Genomic DNA, 18,162 nt, shown 5'->3' with positions numbered 1-18,162 from the left:
CACCAGCGCGACCACGACCGCCACCAGCACCACGGCGGCCGCGGTGAGCAGCGGGGCCCACCGCCGGGCACGGTTGCGCACGGGCGCGCCGGCGCCGGCCATCCCCGCCAGGACGGTGCGCAGGGCCCGATCGCGCACGTCCGGCGGCAGCGGCGGCGCGGCCGGCAGGCCCAGCTCGTCGGTGGTGTTCATCGCAGCTCCTCCTCGGCGAGCTGGGCCCGCAGCCGGGCGCGGGCGCGGTGGACGCGGGACCGCAGCGTCACCTCGGCGATACCGAGGGCGCGGGCCGCGTCGGCCTGCGGCACCCCGGCGACCATGCAGAGCTCGGCGGCCTCGCGGAGCCGGTCGGGCAGCCCGCCCAGCGCCTCCAGCACGCGGTGCAGCCTGCGGCGGTCGTCGAGCCGGGCGACGACCGCGTCGGAGTGGTCGCGCTCGGCGGGCGCGGCCCCGACGCGGCGCGCGAGCCGCTCGTGGCGCGCCGAGCGCCGCCACTCGGTGCGGGCCTCGTTGCCGGCCACGGCGAGCAGCCACGGCCGCGCCGAGTCGGCGGCGAACCGCAGCTCGGACCGTCGGCGCCAGGCCGTCAGGAACGTGGCCGCCAGGACGTCCTCGGCGGTGGATCGCGTGCCGGTGAGCCGGTAGGCGTGGCGCCACACGGCGTCGGCGTGGCGGTGGTAGAGCGCGGTGAAGGCGTCGCCGTCGCCGCCGGCCGCCGCGGCCCACAGCGTGTGGTCGTCGAGGGACCCGGCGTCCACCCGCGCCGCTCCCTCTCCCATGCTCATACCCCCCGGTGGCCGGCACGGCACGCGGCGTTGCACCCCGATCGTCCCCCACCGTGGGCGCGGCGCGACGGCTCGACCGACCGGGCGGGCCGGCTCCGATTACCGTGGGACCGTGGAGATCGAGATCGTGTCCGGGACCGAGGCCGACGTCGACGCCGTCGGGCCGCTGTGGCGCTCGATGGTCGCCCACCACGACCAGCTGATCAGCGACCGCGTGCCGGTGCGCGACGCGGACGCCGCCTGGGAGATGCGCCACCCGCAGTACCGGGCGTGGCTGGCCGAGGGCAGTGGCTTCCTGCGGTTCGCGCGCCGCCCGGACGAGCCGGAGCCGATCGGCTACGGGTTCTTCCGGCTGGTCCGCTCGGGACCGACGTTCGACCTCGGCGACGTGCACGGCGAGGTGGAGTCGCTGGCCGTCGCCCCGGCCGCCCGCGGCACCGGGGCCGGCACCGCGCTGCTGGAGGCCGGCCGCGAGGAGCTGCTCCGGCGCGGCTGCACGTTCTGGACGGTCAGCGTCATGGAGATCAACACCGGGGCCGTCGCGCTCTACGAGCGGGTCGGGTTCCAGAGCCTGACCAGGGACCTGGTGGGGCGGCTGTAGGGGGCGGCTAGCTCACCGCGTAGCCCCCGCCGAGGTACGCCTGCTGGACGCGGTCGTCGCCCAGCAGGTCCTTCGGCACCCCTTCGAGCAGCACCCGCCCCCGGTCGAGCACGGTGGCCCGGTCGGCCACCTTGAACGCCGCCCGCACGTTCTGCTCGACCAGCACGATCGCCAGCCCCTCCTCGGTGCGCAGCCGCCCCAGCGTCGCGAAGATCTCCCGGACCACGCGCGGCGCGAGCCCGAGGCTCGGCTCGTCGAGCACCAGCACCGACGGGCGGGCCATGAGGCCGCGGCCGATCGACAGCATCTGCTGCTCGCCGCCGGAGAGCGTGCCGGCGGCCTGGGCGAGGCGGTCGGCCAGGCGCGGGAAGTACTCCAGCACCCGCTCGCGGCGCTCGCGCAGGCCCGCCTTGTCGCGGCGGCGGGTCCAGGCGCCGAGCGTGAGGTTGTCGTCGACGGTGAGGGTCGGGAACACCAGCCGGTTCTCCGGCACGTGCGCCAGCCCGGCCGCGGCGATGGCCTCCGGGCCCCGGCCGGTGACGTCGGCCCCGCCCAGGCGCACCCGGCCCGCCGTCGGCGCGATCAGCCCGGACAGCGCCCGCAGCAGGGTCGACTTGCCGGCCCCGTTGGCCCCGACGACCGCGACGACCTCGCCGGGCGCGGCCGCGACGCTGATCCCGCGCAGGACCTCGATGCGCCCGTAGCCGGCCTGGAGGTCGACCGCCTCGACACCCTGCTCAGCGCTCATCGTGGGTCACCTCGGCCAGGGCCTGGACGGCCTGCTCGGCCTCCGGGTCGTCGTCGTCCACGCCGAGGTAGGCGGCCACCACGGCCGGGTCGTCGCGGATCTCCTGCGGGGTGCCCAGGGCGATGCGCACGCCGTCGTCGAGGACGGCGACGCGATCGGCCAGTGCGAGCACCGCCTCCACGTCGTGCTCGACCAGCACGATCCCCATCCCACCCGCGCGCAGCCTGCGCAGCAGCCGGGCCAGGTCGCGCCGTTCGGCACCGGAGAGCCCGGCCATGGGCTCGTCGAGCAGCAGCAGGTCGGGTTCGACGGCCAGGGCGCGGGCCACCTCCATCAGCCGCTGCCGGCCGAACGGCAGGTCGGCGGCGGGGCGGTCGGCGTCGGCGGTGAGCCCGACGAGGTCGATCACCTCGCGGGCGGCGGCGACGATCTCGCGCTCCTCGCGGCGGGCGGCGAAGCCGAGCATCGACCGCAGCAGCCCGACCCGGCTGCGCAGGTGCCGGCCGACCATCACGTTGCCCAGCACCGTCGCCGACCCGAAGACCTGCAGGTTCTGGAAGGTGCGGGTGGCCCGGGCGGCGGCGAAGACGTGCGGCTTGCGGCCGTCGATGCGGGTGCCGGCGACCTCGACGGTGCCGGCGCTGGGCTCGACGACGCCGCTGACCATGTTGAAGCAGGTGGTCTTGCCGGCGCCGTTGGGCCCGATGAGCGCGACGATCTCGCCTGCGGCGACATCGAGGTCGACGCCGTCGACGGCCGTGACGCCGCCGTAGTGCTTGGTGAGCCCGCGCACCGACAGCAGCACCGTGCCGGGTTCCGGGCGGCCCTCGCGGGCCAGCAGCGGCCCCTCCCCGGGGTCCGGGGCCGCCGGCTCCTCGGTGGCCTCCGTGGGTGCCCTGCGCGCCGTGAGCGCCCGGAACGCCTGGTGCAGCCCACCGGGCAGGAAGATCATGACCAGCGTCAGCACGATGCCGAAGCCGATCAGCTGCACCTCGCCGGTGGCGCCGGGCACGACGAGCGGCACGACCTCGCGCAGCCCCTCGTCGAGGAACTCCACGCCGAACCCGCCGACCACCGCGCCCCACACCGTGCCCAGCCCGCCGAGCACGGCCATCAGCAGGAACTCCACCGACAGCGCGAAGTTCGCCGAGTTCGGGTTGACCACGGCCAGCCAGTGCGCGAAGAACACGCCCGCGACGCCCGCGTACCCGGCGGACAGCACGAACACCTGCAGCCGCAGCCGGAACGTGTCGACGCCCAGGGTCTCGGCGGCCACCTCGGAGTCGTTGACCGCGCCCAGCGCGCGTCCGACGCGGCTCTGCACGAGGTTGCGGGCGCCCACGATCGCCAGGATGACGACGGGCGTGAGCAGCCACAGGTACTCGGCCGGGGAGTCGTAGCGGCGGCCGCCGAACTCCGGCTTGTCGATGCCGAAGATGCCCGAGGTGGCGCCCAGGAACGGGGTCTCGATCGCCACCACGGTCAGGATGATGCCCAGCCCGAGCGTGGCCAGGGCCAGGTAGTGCCCGCGCAGCCGCAGCAGCGGCAGCCCCACCAGCAGCGCGGCCAGCATCGCCAGCGCGACCGCGATCAGCGCGGCCAGCAGGCCGGGCACGGCCGTGCGGGTGACCAGGATGCCCTGGGTGTAGGCGCCGACCGCGAAGAACGCGGCGTGGCCCAGGCTGACCTGCCCGGCCAGCCCCATCAGCAGCGACAGCCCGATGGCGGCGATCGCGTAGATCGTGGCGTAGACGGCCGTGCCGGTCACCCAGACCGGTAGCACGAGCGGCAGCAGCAACAGCGCCACCAGCAGCAGCACGACGCCGACGGCGTCGGAACGGGATTTCATCTAGTGGCCCGTCCAGCGAGGTTGGTGGGTGTATCGGTGGATCCAGACGTTCGCTGGCAAGGCGCCGGTCGGCCCTCGTACCTGGCGTACTCGGGTCGGCCGGCAACGCAGCCAGCGGGCGTCTGGGCCGCCGAGATACCCGGCGTACCTTGCTGGACGGGCCACTACACCCTCGCCTCGGCGTGCCGGCCGAACACGCCGCCCGGCCGGGCCACCAGGACCACGATGAGCAGCACGAACGCCACGGCGTCGCGGTAGCCGGAGTCGACGTAGCCCGCGGTCAGCGACTCCAGCACGCCCAGGACCAGCCCGCCGAGCACCGCGCCCCGGATGGAGACCAGCCCGCCCAGGGTGGCCGCGACGAAGCCCTTGAGCCCCAGCAGCAGCCCGGAGTCCCACTGGGTGAGCTGGATCGGGCTGGCCAGCACGCCGGCCACCGCCCCGAGCAGGCCGGCGACGGCGAACGCGACCGTCGCCGCCGCCTTCGGCGAGATGCCGACCAGCCGGGCGGCGACCGGCTGCTCCGCGCACGCCCGCAGCGCCTTGCCCAGCACGGTGCGGTCGTAGAACACCGCGACCGCGACCGCGACGACGGCCGTGATCCCGAGGATCCACAGCTCCTGGGCGCGCACCGACACCCCGCCGATCACCAGGTCGGACCCGGGCAGCGGGGCCAGCCCGCGGCCCTGCGGCCCGTAGATCAGCAGCAGCAGCGCCTTGAGCGCCGTCGACACCCCGAGCGTCAGGATGATCGACACGAGCGTCGTCATGCGGCGCACCGGGGCGATGGCCAGCCGCTGCATCAGCACCGCCACCACGGCCACGACCAGCAGCGCGAGCAGCATCGCCACCGGCAGCGGCACCCCGGCGTCGGTGAAGCTCAGCGCGGACAGCCCGGCGATGGCGGCGAACTCGCCCTGCGCCAGGTTGATCACGCCGCTGACCGAGAAGATCGCCACGAAGCCCATCGCGACCAGGGCGTACACCGCCCCGGCGGACAACCCCGCGACGACGAACTGCAGGAAGTCGCTCATGCCGTCACGGGACGAGCTGGAACTTTCCGCCCGCCACCGTCACCAGCACCAGGTCGTCGGCGGTGAGGCCGCTGTGGTCCTCCGGGCTCATGCTGAACGTCCCGGAGACGCCGACGAAGTCGTCGATCCCCTCCAGGTAGCTGCGGACGGCCTCGGGCTCGGTGCCGGCGTTGCGCAGGGCGTCGACGGCGAGCTGGAACCCGTCGTAGGCGTGCCCGGCGAACGTCGAGGGCGCGGCGTCGTACTCGCCCCGGTAGGCGGCGATGAAGTCGGTGATGACCTTCTTCTGCGGGTCGTCCTCCGGAAGCTGGTCGGCCACCACGAGCCGGCCCAGCGGGGCGACCAGGCCGTCGGCGGCCTCCGCCGCGGTGTCCAGGAAGACCTGGTTGCCGATGCCGTGGCTCTGGTAGACCGGCTTGCCCACCCCGAGCTGCACGTACGCCTTCTGCGCCAGCCCGGCGGCCGGCGGGATGCCCCAGATGACGACGGCGTCGGCGTTCGCGTTGCGGACGTTGACCATCTGCGCGGTGAAGTCGGTGGCGTCCGGGGCGAAGCTCTCCACCGCGATCACGCTGACCCCCTTGGGGCCGCCGATCTCGTCGAACAGCTCGCGCACGCCCTCGCCGAAGCCGGACGCGTCGCGGGCCAGCGCCAGCGTCTTGTAGCCCTTCGACGCCGCGTCCTCGACGATGTTCTCGATCACGACGGAGTCGTTCTGCGCGGTCTTGAACACCCACTGCGAGCCGTTGACGATCGCGGCGTTGGCGGCCAGCGAGATCATCGGGATCGGGGTGGACTCGGCGATCGGGCGCATCGCCAGGCTGGGGCCGGTGCGGCTGGCCCCGAGCAGGATGTCGACCTGGTCCTCGGTGATCAGCTTGGTGGCCGCGCGGGCCGCGCCGTCCTCGGTCGAGGCGTTGTCCTCGATGATCATCTCGACCTGGCGCCCGTCGATGCCGCCCTGCGCGTTGAGCTCCTCGGTCAGCAGGGTGAGCGTGTCGCGCTCGGGGACGCCGAGGCTCGCGCCCGCGCCGGTGATGTCGAGCACCGCACCGATCTTGAACGGGCCGGCCTCGGCCTCCCCGCCCTGCCCACCCGCTGCGGGCTGTTCCTCAGCGCATCCCGCGGCGAGCAGCGCCCCCGCGGCGAGCAGCGCCGCGAGCCTCTTGGCCGATCCGAACACGTGCGACCTCCCGACGATGGAAAGATCACGCGAGCCTTACACCGGCGCGGAACGGGCGCAAGGAACGCGACGCGACCGTGACCCGCACCCTCCTCCCCCTTCCTCGCCCCTCGCGCCCGTCCGAATGTCATCAGGCGCCAGGGGGTTACTCGACGGTGACGCTCTTGGCCAGGTTGCGCGGCTTGTCGACATCGCGGCCGAGGACGACGGCGGCGTGGTAGGCCAGCAGCTGCAGCGGGATCGACATCAGGATCGAGTCCAGCTCCGGCTCGTTCTTCGGGACCACGAACGTCCGGTCGGCCAGGTCGGTGGACAGCTCCCGGTGCGCGAACGCGATCACCGGGCCCTTGCGCGCCTTGATCTCCGAGAGCGTCGAGGTGTTCTTGTCCAGCAGGTCGTCGTCGGGGACGACGGCGACGGTCGGCATCTCCGGGCTGATCAGCGCCAGCGGGCCGTGCTTGAGCTCGGCCGACGGGTAGGCCTCGGCGTGCACGTAGGAGACCTCCTTCAGCTTCTGCGCGCCCTCCCGGGCGACCGGCCAGCCGCGCCGCCTGCCGACGAACATGACGCTGTTGCTCTGCGCGATCTCCTTGGCCATGTCGGCCATCGCGTCGGACCGGGTGAGCAGCTCGGCGACCTGCTCGGGCAGCTTCTGCAGCCCCGCGATGATCCGCCGCCCCTGCTCGGGGGCCAGGTCGCGGATGCGGCCCAGGTGCAGCGCCAGTAGCGCGAACGCCGTCACCGTCGAGGTGAACGACTTGGTCGCGGCCACCGACATCTCCGGGCCGGCGTGCAGGTAGATGCCGCCGTCGACCTGGCGGGCGATCGTCGAGCCGACGACGTTGACGATGCCGATCACCCGCCCGCCCTTGCGCTGCAGCTCCTGCACCGCGGCCAGGGTGTCGATGGTCTCCCCGGACTGGCTCACCGCCACGTACAGGGTGTTCGGGTCGACGACGGGGTTGCGGTAGCGGAACTCCGAGGCCGGCTCCGAGCTCGCCGGCACCCGGGCCAGGTCCTCGATCAGCTGGGCGCCCAGCTCACCGGCGTAGCAGGCGGTGCCGCAGCCCAGCACCTGGACCCGCTTGATCTCGCGCGCCTCGCGCACGGACATGTTGAGCCCGCCCAGGTGGGCGGTGGAGAACCGCTCGTCGATGCGGCCGCTCAGCGCCCGCGCGATCGTCCGCGGCTGCTCCTTGATCTCCTTGATCAGGAAGTGCGCGTTGTCGCCGATCTCGGCGCCGACGACGTCCCAGTCGATCGTGGACGGGCTCTTGGCGGTGGTCCGCGCGTCCAGGGTGAACGTGCGGTAGCCGGTGGCGGTGACGGTGGCCAGCTCGCCGTCGTCGAGGTAGACGACCTGGCGGGTGTGCCCGATCAGCGCGGCCACGTCGGAGGCCACGAACATCTCCTTCTCGCCGACCCCCAGCAGCACCGGGCTGCCGTTGCGGGCGACGACGATGCGGTCGGGGTTCTCGGCGTCCAGCACGGCCAGCCCGTACGCGCCCACGCACTGGCGCAGCGCCTGCCGCACGGCCTGCTCCAGGTCGGCGGCACCGGCCGCGAACGCGGCGGCGATGAGGTGCGCGACGATCTCGGTGTCGGTCTGCGAGGCGAACTCGACGCCGTCGGCGACGAGCTTGGCCCGCAGCTCGTCGGCGTTCTCGATGATGCCGTTGTGCACCACGGCGATGCGCCCGGCGGTGTCGGTGTGGGGGTGCGCGTTCTCCGGCGTCGGCTCCCCGTGCGTCGCCCACCGGGTGTGCCCGATGCCGGGCGCCCCCTTGAACCTCGCCGGCAGGTCCGCCGCGAGGTCGGCCACCCGCCCGCTCACCTTGCGCACCTTCAACCCGCTCTTGCCGGCCAGCGCCACGCCCGCCGAGTCGTAGCCGCGGTACTCCAGCCGGCCGAGGCCCTCGATGAGGATCGGGGCCGCGTCCTGCGCGCCCACGTATCCGACGATTCCGCACATACCGGTCCCTCTCAGCCGTAGATCATCCGGCGGATCTGGCGGGCGGACAGCTCCGGCGGCCGGAACCGCCGCCCCGCCAGCTCCGCGGTCAGCAACTCGAAGATCTGCTCGTTGCGCAGGCCGCGACGCTTCAGCTCGCCGTGCCGGCGCCGGACGAAGTCCGGCACCGACTCGGCGAAGTAGCCCATCACCTCGGCCACGACCCGCGCCGCCTCACCCGCGCTCAGCGGTGTGCTGCGCACCAGATGTGCGACGAGATCGTCGTACGGACCAGTGAGCACTGCGAGATCATGCGCCACCCCGCCGGCGATGCCAAGTTTTCTGCCCGCTTCCGGGCAGGAATGCAGCGGTCCGGCAAGCATCACCTGCCCCGCGGGTAAGGGCGGCGGGCTGTGAGGGGCCTCCGGCGTTTCAGGGGCCTCCGACGGCTCCTACGCGGAGGGCGACCTCTGATCGAGCAGGGGCTTCCGGGCGTGGAGTGGCCGCTTCGCGGCCAGCTTCGCGGCTGGGCGGGGCGGGCGGGATGTCCTCGCAGCACAAGGTGGGTGTCGCAGCGGCAGGTGGGGGTCCTCGCAGCGCGGGGTGAGCGTCGCAGCGCCGGGTGGGGCGTCCTCGCAGCGCCCGGTGGGGTGTCCTCGCAGCGCAGGGTAGGTGTCGCAGCACTGGCTGGGTCGTCGCAGCCCGCCGGCGGGCTGCGAGCACCTCGCCAGGTCTGCGAGGATCCCGAACCACATGATCGACTCGGCCAGGGAGAGCGCCCGCGCACCCTTGCCGGTCGTCTTCGCAGGGTCGCCATGGTCTTCGCAAGATCCACAGCACCTGCGAAGACCCCACCGCCCCTGCGAAGACTTCAAAGCTCGCCGCAGGCGCCGCCGGCGGCACCTCAAAACCGGACCACCTAGTGCGGTGACCACATAGGTCCGCCAGGTCAGGCTGCGGCCGGGCGGCCCCAGCGGCGTTGGCGCTCGCTGCGGACACGAGCGCGTTCCTTGCGTTGGGCGGCGAGGACGTCGGGGTGACGGGCGTTGGCGTTGCGCCAGCGCAGATACGCCTGCAGCCGACGGGCCAGCGCCGGGTGGTTGGGGTGGTTCGAGGCGCCCATCACGAAGCTGCGCAACGGCCCGAACTGGGCCTCGATCGGGTTCGCCCACGACGCGTAGGTCGGGGTCAGACACAGCTCGACGTTGTTGCGCGCGGCCCACGCGCGGACCTTCGGGGTTTTGTTCGCCGACAGGTTGTCCATGATCACGTAGATGGGTGCGCCGTCCGGGCGGGCGGCGCGGACGCTCTTGAGCGCGGCCAGGCTGTGATCACCGCCCTTGCGTCGACGCGTGATGCCCCATAGCTGATCATCACCGATGCTGTAGCAGCCGTGGAAGTAGCGGATCCCGTGCGTGCGCGTGTAGGTCGCCGGCAACCGCGTCGGCTTCGACTCCGGTGACCACGTGGAGCCGTGACACGGGCGGATCGACAGCGGCCCGAACTGGTCGAAGGCGAAACACCGGTCCGGGAACCGGGCCAGGACCTCCTCGATCCGGTCGAGCTTGGCGTCCTTGTCCGGATCTGTGGACTCCTTCCACGTGCGGGTCCGCTGGAACGACACGTGCTCGGCGCGCAGGATCTGACGCAGCCGCTCGCGACCGATCACGATCCGGCGCTGGTGGCACCGGGCCAGGTAGGCGACCAGCTTGCGCAGGCTCCAGTGCGTGAACGGACATCCGAGCTTGGTCGGTCGGGTGGTGGCCGTCGAGACGATGAACCCGATGTCCTCGTCACTGATCAGGCGGGGACGGCCTCCCGCTCACTGAGGGTCCAGCGCGGCCAGGCCCTTCTCGTTGAACGCGTGGATCACGTCCCGGACGGTGTCCTCATCGGCGGCGACCAGCCGGGCGATCGAGGTGACCGGTGTCCCTGACGAGGACGCCAGGATGATCGTCGCGCGCCGGACCCGGATCGGGTTGCCCCGGCCTCGGCGCACGATCTGGGTCAGCCGCTGACCTTCGTAGTCAGACAGTCGACGGGCTTTGACGGGCTCGGCCACCCGTGCCCCACCTCCTCGATCCCGGGGCTGCTGGCGGGGTCGAGGGTGGAACAGGTCCAGGCCAGTCTCGGGACATCGGTCGGCGTGTCGCGAACCGGTGAACGTTCATGGCCACCGCACTAGGCGGCCGGCTCCAACTCCCCCGCCCGCCAGAACTCCGCGTACCTCCCCCCGGCAGCCAGCAGCTCCACGTGCGTCCCCTGCTCGACGATCCGCCCCCCGTCCAGCACGACGATCCGGTCGGCCCGGGCCGCCGTCGCCAGCCGGTGCGCGACGACGAACGCGGTGCGCTTGGAGGTGACGCGGTCGCCCGCGGCGAGGACGGCGGCTTCGGTGGCGGGGTCGAGGGCGGCGGTGGCCTCGTCGAACAGCAGGACGTCGGGGTCGGCGAGTTCGGCGCGGGCCAGGGCGACGAGTTGGCGCTGGCCGGCGGACAGGCCCTGGCCGCGTTCCCCCACCGGGTGGTGGAAGCCGCCGGGGAGGGTGCGCACGAAGTCGAGGGCGCCGACGGCGCGGGCGGCGGCCTCGATCTCGGCGGGGGTGGCGGTGGGGCGGGCGTAGGCGATGTTGTCGGCGACGTCGCCGGCGAACAGGTGCGGTTCCTGGGGGACCACGCCCAGCCGGCGGCGGTACTCGGCGAGGGAGTAGCGGCGGATGTCGACGCCGTCGACGAGCAGTTCGCCGGAGCCGATGTCGTAGAACCGGGCGAGCAGCTTGACCAGGGTCGACTTGCCCGCCCCGGTGGCCCCGACCAGGGCGATGGTCTCGCCGGCGGCGACGCGGAGGTCGACGTCGTGCAGGGCGGGGGCGGCGTCGCCGTCGGCGGTGGTGTAGGCGAAGCCGACGCCGCGCAGCTCGACCTCCCCGCGCAGCCGCTCGGGCACCGCGGCCGGCTCGCCGACCGGTTCCGGCGGGACCGAGGTGGGCGTGCGCAGCAGCGCGGAGATGCGGGTGAGGCCGACGCGGGCCTGCTGGTAGCCGTCGAACACCTGCGACAGCTGCTGCACGGGGGTGAAGAACAGGCCCAGGTAGAGCAGGAACGCGGTGAGCACGCCGGGGGTGAGGGTGCCCGTGGCCACCTGCGACGCGCCGACGCCCAGCACCGCGGCCTGGGCGATGTCGGACAGCAGCGCGACGCCCGGGAAGTAGGTGGCGATGTAGGTCTGGGCGCGGAGCCTGCTGCGCCGGTAGGCGTCGCTGCGCTCGCCGAAGGCGGTGGCGCTGTGCTCCTCGCGGACGTAGGCCTGGGCGATCCGCACGCCGGTCACGTTCTCCTGCATGTCGGCGTTGACCACGCTGACCCGTTCCCGGGCCTCGGTGTACGCCGCCGAGGACAGCTTGCGGAACAACAGGGTGGCGGCCACCAGGACCGGGAGCACGGCCAGCGCGACCAGCGCCAGCTCCACGTCGGTGACCAGCAGGGCGACCGTCACCCCGACGACGGTGAGCAGGCTGACGACGGCCTGGGCCAGGCCGGTCTGCAGGAACGTCGACAGGGCGTCGACGTCGGTGGTCATCCTGGTCATGATCCGGCCGGACAGCTCGCGCTCGTAGTAGTCGAGCCCGAGCCGCTGCAGGTGGGCGTAGCTGCGCACGCGCAGCAGGTAGAGCAGGCTCTCCCCGGCCCGCGCGGTGATGACGGTCTGCCCGGCGACCGCCAGCCAGCCCACCACCACGACGGCGATCCCGAGGATCGCCGCGGTGCGCAGGACGTCGCCGGAGCCGGCGTCGATGCCGCCGTCGACGGCGAGCCGGGCCACGCTGGGGAAGGCCAGCGCGGTGAGCGCGTCGAGCGCGACCAGCCCGACGCCGAACGCCAGCAGCCCGCGCACGGGGCGCAGCAGGCGGCCGAGGCGGAAGCCCGGGTCGGGGGCGGTCGGGTCCTCGCCGCTGAGGCTGGGGCGCTCCGTGGCCGGGGGCAGCGCGTCGACGGCGGCCAGCAGTTCGGGGGTGGGCGGGGCGGCCCCGATCATCGAGGCCGGCCCGGCGGGTGGGCCGGCGGCCGTCCGGCTCGCCGTGGGCTCGGCGCTCACCGCGATCGTCGCGGGGTCGGGCCAGAGCTCGGCGGTGGTGCCGCCGGGGCCGCCGGTGGCCCGCTCGGCGGCCGGGGCGTCCGCGCCGGGGACCATGAGCGAGCGGAACAGCGGGCAGCGCTCGGTCAGCTCGGCCTCGGTGCCGACGTCGACGACGCGGCCCGCGTCGAGGACCGCGATGCGGTCGGCCAGGGAGAGCGTGGAGCGCCGGTGCGCGACGATCAGGGCGGTGCGCCCGGCCGTGAGCTCGCGCAGCGTCTCGTGGATGGCGGCCTCGGTGGTGTTGTCGACGGCCGAGGTGGCGTCGTCGAGCAGCAGGACCCTCGGGTCGGTGAGCACGGCCCTGGCCAGCGCCACGCGCTGGCGCTGGCCGCCGGACAGGGTGAGCCCGCGCTCGCCGACCATCGTGTCGTAACCGTCGGGCAGGTCCGCGACGAACGCGTGCACCTGGGCGGCGCGGGCCGCGGCCTCGATCTCCTCGTCGGTGGCGTCGGGCCGGCCGTAGGCGATGTTGGCCCGGATGGTGTCGGAGAACAGGAAGGCCTCCTCGAACACCACGCCCAGCTCGTGGCGCAGGTCGGCCAGGCGCAGCTCGGGCAGCGGCACCCCGCCCAGGCGCAGCTGCCCGGCCTGCGGGTCGTAGAACCGCGGCAGCAGCTGGGCGACCGTGGACTTGCCCGAGCCCGGCGGCCCCACCAGCGCGACGGTCTCGCCCGCCGCCACCCGCAGGTCGACGCCGTCCAGGACGGGGTCGGAGCGGGTGTAGCCGAACCGGACGCCCTCCAGCTCGATCGAGAGGGGCCCGTCGGGCAGGGTCCGGGGCGACTCCGGGTCGACGACGTCGGGGCGGGCGTCGATGACGTCGTAGACGCGCTCGACGCCGGCCCGCGCGAGCTGCGCGGCCACCACCAGCCCGCCGATCATGCGGGCGGGCCCGACCAGCTGGGCCACGTACGTCGTGAAGGCCACGAACGTGCCGATGGTGATCGAGCCCTCCAGGGCCATCCAGCCGCCGAAGGCGATCACCCCGACCTGGCCGAGGGTGGGCAGCGCCTGCAGCGTCGGGGTGAGCCGGGCGGTCATCCGGGCGGCGCGCATCCGCTCGGCGAACAGCCGCGTCGCCGCGGTCTCCAGGGCCGCGACCTCGCGGGCCTCCTGGCCGAAGCCCTTGACGACCCGGACCCCGGTGACCGTCTCCTCGACCTGCTGGGCGATGTCGGCGGCCCGCTGCTGGGCCGACCAGGTGGCGGGGAACAGCGCCTTGCGGGTGCGCATGGTGATCCACACCGCCAGTGGCAGCATCACCAGCGCGATCAGCGTCAGCAGCGGGGAGAGCCACAGCATCGCGGCCACCGAGGCCAGCACCAGGACGGTGATGCCGAGGGTGAACGGGACCATCGACAGGATCGACTGGGTCAGCTGCAGGTCGGTGATGGCCCGGGAGACGACCTGGCCGGTGCGCAGCGCGTCCTGGCGGCGGCCGTCGAGGCGCTGGACGGAGGCGAACACCTGGCGGCGCAGGTCGTGCTGGACGTCGAGGGAGAGCCGGCCGGCCAGGTAACGGCGCAGGAAGGCGGTGCCGAACCGGAACACGGCCAGCCCGAGGATGGCCAGCACGACCGGGGTGAGGGCGGCGGTGGAGCCGGCGACGGCGTCGTCCACGGCCACCCGGACCAGCAGCGGGACCACTGCCTCGGTGCTGACGCCGATCGCCGAGGCGAGCAGGGCGCCGATGGCGATGCGGCGGTGGCGCAGGCATGCGTGGGCGAGCCGGCGTATCCAGCCGGCGGGAGGAGCGGTGGGCACGCTCCCACGTTAAGCCTCGCCCCCGACGCCGCCCGTCGAGAACGAAGTTGTCGTGATCAACAGGGCTGTTCGATCACGACAACTTCGTTCTCGACGGGGGTGGGTCAGGTGATGTCGCGGCGGGCGCTGAAGAACGCGGCCAGGCCGACGACCACCGCCGCCCACGCCGCCAGCACCAGCAGGGAGCCGACCGTCGACGCCGGGTTGGTGACGCCGCCGAGCAGCCCCACGAGCTCGTCGGGGTCGGCCCCCGCCTCGTCGGGGACGAGCGCGACCAGGCTGCGGGCCGGCTCGGACACGACGGCGACGTCGCCGGCGTTGCCCGGCAGGTAGCTCGGGATCGTGCTGACCGTCTCGCTCCCGGCGTTGCGCAGCGCGAGGGTGGCGATCCCCTCGACGACCAGGAGGTAGATGAGCACCACCAGCAGCGCGCCGACCTGGTTGCCGATGGCCATGCCGACGCCCGCGCCGATCACCCCCCACAGCGCGAACACGGCCGTGCCCACCAGCACGGGGGCGAGCAGCTCACCGAACTCCGGCTTGGCCTCCTGGGCGACCAGCCCCACCATCGACCCGGTCACCGCCAGGGTCAGGCCGTAGAGGGCGCCGAGGATCCCGCCCATCAGCAGCTTGGCCGTCAGCACCGCGCCGCGGTTGGTGTTCACCAGGTAGGTGGTGGTGATCGTGCGGTGGCGGAACTCGCCGGCCGCCGCCACCAGGCCGATCACCGCGGCGAACACGACGAGCTGGGTGAAGGTCAACGACAGCGAGATCGGCAGCAGGGACGGCAGCGCGAAGGGCACATCCGCGGCGCTGCCGACGAAGCTCTCGAACAGCCCGCCGAACGCGTTGATGCCCATCGAGACCAGGGCGATCGGGATCAGCAGCGCCCACCACATCTTGGTGGTGAACGTCTTGCGGAGCTCGGAACGGACCGCGTTCACCGGCCACCCCAGTTCTGCGGCGGCCCGCCGGGGGCGGGCGGGTACTGGCCGGGGCCCTGCGGCGGGCCGTAGGGCCCCGGCTGCGGCGTGCCGTAGCCGGGCGGCGGGCCGTAGCCCGGGGGCGGAGCGCCGTAACCGGAGCCCGGGCCGGGCGGACCGCCGTAACCGGGACCGGGTGGGCCGCCGTAGCCGGGCTGGCCGTAGGGCTGACCGCCGGAGTACTCCCCCGACGTCATCCGCAGGAAGACCTGCTCCAGGTCGGCCTTCTCCTCGGTCATCTCGTAGATCGGGACGCCGGCGCCCAGCGCGGTCTCGGCGACCGTCTGCAGCGGCGCGCCGCTGACCGCGAGCCTGCCGTCGGGCAGCGTGTCGATCTCCAGCACGTCGGCCTTGGCCAGCGCCTCGGCCAGCCGGCCCGGGTCCGGGCAGCGCACCAGCACCCGCGAGCGCTGCCCGGCGCGCAACTGGTCGAGCGAGCCCTGGTAGGCGGTGTACCCGCGGCTGATCACGATGACGTTGTCGACGGTCTGCTCGACCTCGGCCAGCAGGTGGCTGGAGATGAGCACGGCGCGGCCCTGCGCGGCGAACCCGCGCAGGAACGTGCGCAGCCAGGCGATGCCCTCCGGGTCGAGCCCGTTGGCCGGCTCGTCGAGCACCAGGATCTGCGGGTTTCCCAGCAGCGCGACGGCCAGCGCCAGGCGCTGCTTCATGCCCAGCGAGAATCCGCCGACCTTGCGCCCGGCCGCGTCCATCAGGCCGACCGAGCCCAGCGCGTGGTCGACGACCTGGTCCGGCACGCCGATCGCGGCGGCGCAGACCCGCAGGTGGTTGCGGGCGGTGCGGGACGGGTGGAAGCCCTGCGCCTCCAGCACCGCGCCCACCACCTTGGCCGGCTCACCGAGCCGCCCGAACGGCGCCCCGTTGACCAGCGCCTGGCCCGCGGTCGGGCGGACCAGGCCCAGCACCATCCGCAGGGTGGTGGTCTTGCCCGACCCGTTGGGGCCCAGGAACCCGGTGACCAGGCCCGGCTCCACCGTGAAGTTCAGGCCGTTCACGGCGGCGACCGACCCGAACCGCTTGCTGAGCTGGTTGACGATGATCCGTCCGCTGCCGTCGTGCATGCGGCCGTGCTCCCCCCGACGCCGACCGGCTAGCGGTCGGCGCGCTCCGCGCGGCCGTTGAGGTGCCCGTTGGACGAGTGGCCCTGGTGGCCCTGATGGTCGGCACCGTGCGGGCGGCCGTTGCCGCCCTCGTCGCCGCGCAGCTCGTCGGCCTCGGCCGGGCGCGGGAGCGCCGGGGCGAACAGGTCGACCTCGGCGTCCGGGGCCGGGTTCCGGCGCTCGGGGGCCGCGCTCTCGACCCGCTCGACCTCCGCGCCGGCGCGCGGCTCGTCGCGGTCGGTCGTGGTCGCGGGGCCGTCGGACCCGAACGGGCGCGGGTTCGGCGAGGGGTACCAGGACGGGGCGGTGAAGGTCCGCTCCTCGACGGTCGGCTCGGACACGGCCTCGGCGCCCGGGCGGGACGCCGGGGCGTCCCCGCCGAAGCCGCCGAACGGGGCGGGCTCGGCCGGCGGGGCCTCGACGGCGGGGTCGGCGACCTCGGCCACCGCGACGTCGGCGACCGCCTCGTCGACAGCGGGCTCCTCGACAGCGGGCGCTTCGGCGACCGGCTCCTCGACCACCGGCTCCTCGACGACGGTCTCCTCGACCATCGGCTCCGCGGCGACGACCTCGGCCACCACCGGCTCGTCGACGCCCGGTTCCTCCGCGGCCGGCCCCTCGACGGCCGGCTCCTCGACGACCGGCTCCTCGACGACCACGGCCTCCTCGACGACCGGCTCCGCGGGCGCGTCGACCTCGGCCCGGACCGGCTCGTCGACGGTGCCGTCGGCCGGCTCGTCGATCTCCGCGACCGGCTCGTCGGCCCGCGCGTCCGCCTCGTCGGCCTTCGCCACCGCCTCGTCGAGGTCGGGCTCGGCGGCCTCGGCCGCGGGCTCGTCGACCTGGACGACCGGCTCGTCCACCTCGGCCGCCGGCTCCTCGCCGTCCGCGGCGGGCTCCTGCTCGTCGAGCTGCCGCTCGGCCTCCGCGACCGCGGGCGCCGCGGCGGCCAGCTCGGCGGCCGTCATGCGGTCGGTCTCCGCGGCCTCGTGGATGCGGTCGGTCGCGGCGGCGTCGTCGGTTGCCGTGTCGGCGTCTGTATCGCCGGCCGCGGCGGCGTCGGGCACGACCGGCAGCCGCGGGTCGGTCTTCGGGGACGTGTCCAGCGCCGGCACGACCGGCAGCCGCGGGTCGGTCGGCGGGGAGGTGTCCAGTGGGGGCACGACCGGCAGCCGCGGGTCCGTCGCGGGCGCGGCCACCGCGACCGGGCCGTCGGCCGCGGCCAGCACGGCGCGCGCCCATGCGGCGTGCCCGACGTCGTCGAGGAAGCGGCCGTCGCGGCCGATGCGCATTCCCGGCAGCCGCGGGGGCAGCACGGCGATCCGCATCGCGTGCCGCTCGGCCTCCTCGCGGATGACCGAGTTCAGCGCCCCGGCGGTGCGCGGGCCGTGCGGCAGCAGGCCGATCACCGAGCCGGTGGGCAGCGACGAGATCACCTGGCGCAGCGCGGTGTCCAGGCCGGGGGTGCGCCGGGCCATGTCCTCGGCCCCGATCAGGCAGGTCACCAGGGCCGGCTCGTCGACGTTCGCGAGGGCGACCAGCTCGGGGAGCTGGCGGGCCAGCACGTCGAGCACGCCGGCGCCCGCCTTCGACAGGTTGATCACGCGCCAGGCGTCGCGGCGGCGCAGCAGCTCGTGCATGACGCCGACGTAGCCGCTCTCCCGGGTGGTGGCGCCGATGCCCTGGCTGGCCGAGTCGCCCAGCACGACCCAGAGCGGGCCGGTGGCCTGGCGGGCGTCGAGGTTGTCGGCGCTCCACTCGTCGGCGAACGCGGCGGTCTGCAGCCGGCGGGCGGTGGCGCCCGGCAGCACGCCACCGAGGAACCGTTCGCCGCCGGCCTTCACCCGACGTACGGCCGCCCGCATTCGCGGCGCCTGCAGGGGAGAGTTCATGGGGAGCTCCGAGCGGTCGGCGCCGGGGACGGCCGGCGACGGCAGGTGGGACAATCACCGTAACGAGCGGCACGGTCAGCGGAGCGCGGGGGGCCACCGGCCGCCGTCCGGCCGGGT

The 18,162-nt window shown here is 74.2% G+C and carries 13 protein-coding genes and 2 pseudogenes; 1 reads left to right on the top strand and 14 read right to left on the bottom strand.

The window, feature by feature from the left end:
• Together KIK08_RS16290 and KIK08_RS16285 are read right to left on the bottom strand one after the other, a co-directional pair.
• Window positions 1-192, bottom strand: a pseudogene (locus KIK08_RS16290) (hypothetical protein); the annotation flags it as partial.
• Entirely contained in the window at window positions 189-755 is a 567-nt protein-coding gene (locus tag KIK08_RS16285; protein WP_308257675.1) for an RNA polymerase sigma factor, read from the bottom strand. The pseudogene KIK08_RS16290 and the gene KIK08_RS16285, both read right to left, overlap by 4 nt.
• 139 nt (window positions 756-894) lie before the next feature.
• On the opposite strand from KIK08_RS16285, the gene KIK08_RS16280 reads away from it, so the two are divergent.
• Window positions 895-1,383, top strand: a complete 489-nt coding sequence (locus KIK08_RS16280; protein WP_214404003.1) for a GNAT family N-acetyltransferase — start codon at window positions 895-897, stop codon at window positions 1,381-1,383.
• A gap of 7 nt (window positions 1,384-1,390) precedes the next feature.
• On the opposite strand, the gene KIK08_RS16275 is transcribed toward KIK08_RS16280, so the two are convergent.
• The 12 genes and pseudogenes from KIK08_RS16275 to KIK08_RS16225 all read right to left on the bottom strand — a co-directional run bounded on the left by KIK08_RS16275 (window position 1,391) and on the right by KIK08_RS16225 (window position 18,045).
• Window positions 1,391-2,131, bottom strand: coding sequence for an ABC transporter ATP-binding protein (locus tag KIK08_RS16275; RefSeq protein WP_214404002.1), 741 nt, complete (start codon window positions 2,129-2,131; stop codon window positions 1,391-1,393).
• A complete protein-coding gene (locus KIK08_RS16270) occupies window positions 2,121-3,980 on the bottom strand; it encodes a branched-chain amino acid ABC transporter ATP-binding protein/permease (protein ID WP_214404001.1) in 1,860 nt (619 codons plus the stop codon). The genes KIK08_RS16275 and KIK08_RS16270 overlap by 11 nt, the downstream gene beginning before the upstream one ends.
• A 164-nt stretch (window positions 3,981-4,144) precedes the next feature.
• Complete coding sequence (locus KIK08_RS16265; RefSeq protein ID WP_214404000.1) at window positions 4,145-5,014, bottom strand: branched-chain amino acid ABC transporter permease; 870 nt, start codon at window positions 5,012-5,014, stop codon at window positions 4,145-4,147.
• A 4-nt stretch (window positions 5,015-5,018) separates the two neighbouring features.
• A complete protein-coding gene (locus tag KIK08_RS16260; RefSeq protein ID WP_214403999.1) occupies window positions 5,019-6,197 on the bottom strand; it encodes an ABC transporter substrate-binding protein in 1,179 nt (392 codons plus the stop codon).
• Between the two features lie 145 nt (window positions 6,198-6,342).
• The gene (glmS, locus tag KIK08_RS16255; RefSeq protein ID WP_214403998.1) at window positions 6,343-8,169 is read right to left on the bottom strand and encodes a glutamine--fructose-6-phosphate transaminase (isomerizing); all 1,827 of its coding nucleotides are present in this window, start codon (window positions 8,167-8,169) and stop codon (window positions 6,343-6,345) included.
• An 11-nt stretch (window positions 8,170-8,180) separates the two neighbouring features.
• Window positions 8,181-8,450: a hypothetical protein gene (locus KIK08_RS16250; protein WP_214403997.1), complete on the bottom strand. Its 270-nt coding sequence runs from the start codon at window positions 8,448-8,450 to the stop codon at window positions 8,181-8,183.
• Between the two features lie 647 nt (window positions 8,451-9,097).
• Window positions 9,098-9,955, bottom strand: a pseudogene (locus tag KIK08_RS16245) (IS630 family transposase); the annotation flags it as partial.
• 15 nt (window positions 9,956-9,970) lie between these two features.
• Window positions 9,971-10,210 (bottom strand): helix-turn-helix domain-containing protein, encoded by a 240-nt coding sequence (locus tag KIK08_RS39965; protein ID WP_308257674.1) that lies wholly within the window; start codon window positions 10,208-10,210, stop codon window positions 9,971-9,973.
• A 119-nt stretch (window positions 10,211-10,329) separates the two neighbouring features.
• Window positions 10,330-14,049, bottom strand: coding sequence for an ABC transporter ATP-binding protein (locus KIK08_RS16240; protein WP_308257673.1), 3,720 nt, complete (start codon window positions 14,047-14,049; stop codon window positions 10,330-10,332).
• A 104-nt stretch (window positions 14,050-14,153) separates the two neighbouring features.
• Window positions 14,154-14,993 (bottom strand): hypothetical protein, encoded by an 840-nt coding sequence (locus KIK08_RS16235; protein WP_214403996.1) that lies wholly within the window; start codon window positions 14,991-14,993, stop codon window positions 14,154-14,156.
• Window positions 14,990-16,114: an ABC transporter ATP-binding protein gene (locus KIK08_RS16230; protein ID WP_214403995.1), complete on the bottom strand. Its 1,125-nt coding sequence runs from the start codon at window positions 16,112-16,114 to the stop codon at window positions 14,990-14,992. The genes KIK08_RS16235 and KIK08_RS16230 overlap by 4 nt, the downstream gene beginning before the upstream one ends.
• Window positions 16,115-16,143: 29 nt before the next feature.
• Window positions 16,144-18,045 (bottom strand): SGNH/GDSL hydrolase family protein, encoded by a 1,902-nt coding sequence (locus KIK08_RS16225; protein WP_214403994.1) that lies wholly within the window; start codon window positions 18,043-18,045, stop codon window positions 16,144-16,146.
• Window positions 18,046-18,162: the final 117 nt, after the last annotated feature.

Origin of the sequence: Pseudonocardia lacus (assembly GCF_018531445.1) — a bacterium.
Classification (GTDB): domain Bacteria; phylum Actinomycetota; class Actinomycetes; order Mycobacteriales; family Pseudonocardiaceae; genus Pseudonocardia; species Pseudonocardia lacus.
The sequence above is the reverse complement of the archived record's forward strand: the minus strand, read 5'-3'. Positions and strand labels throughout refer to the sequence as shown.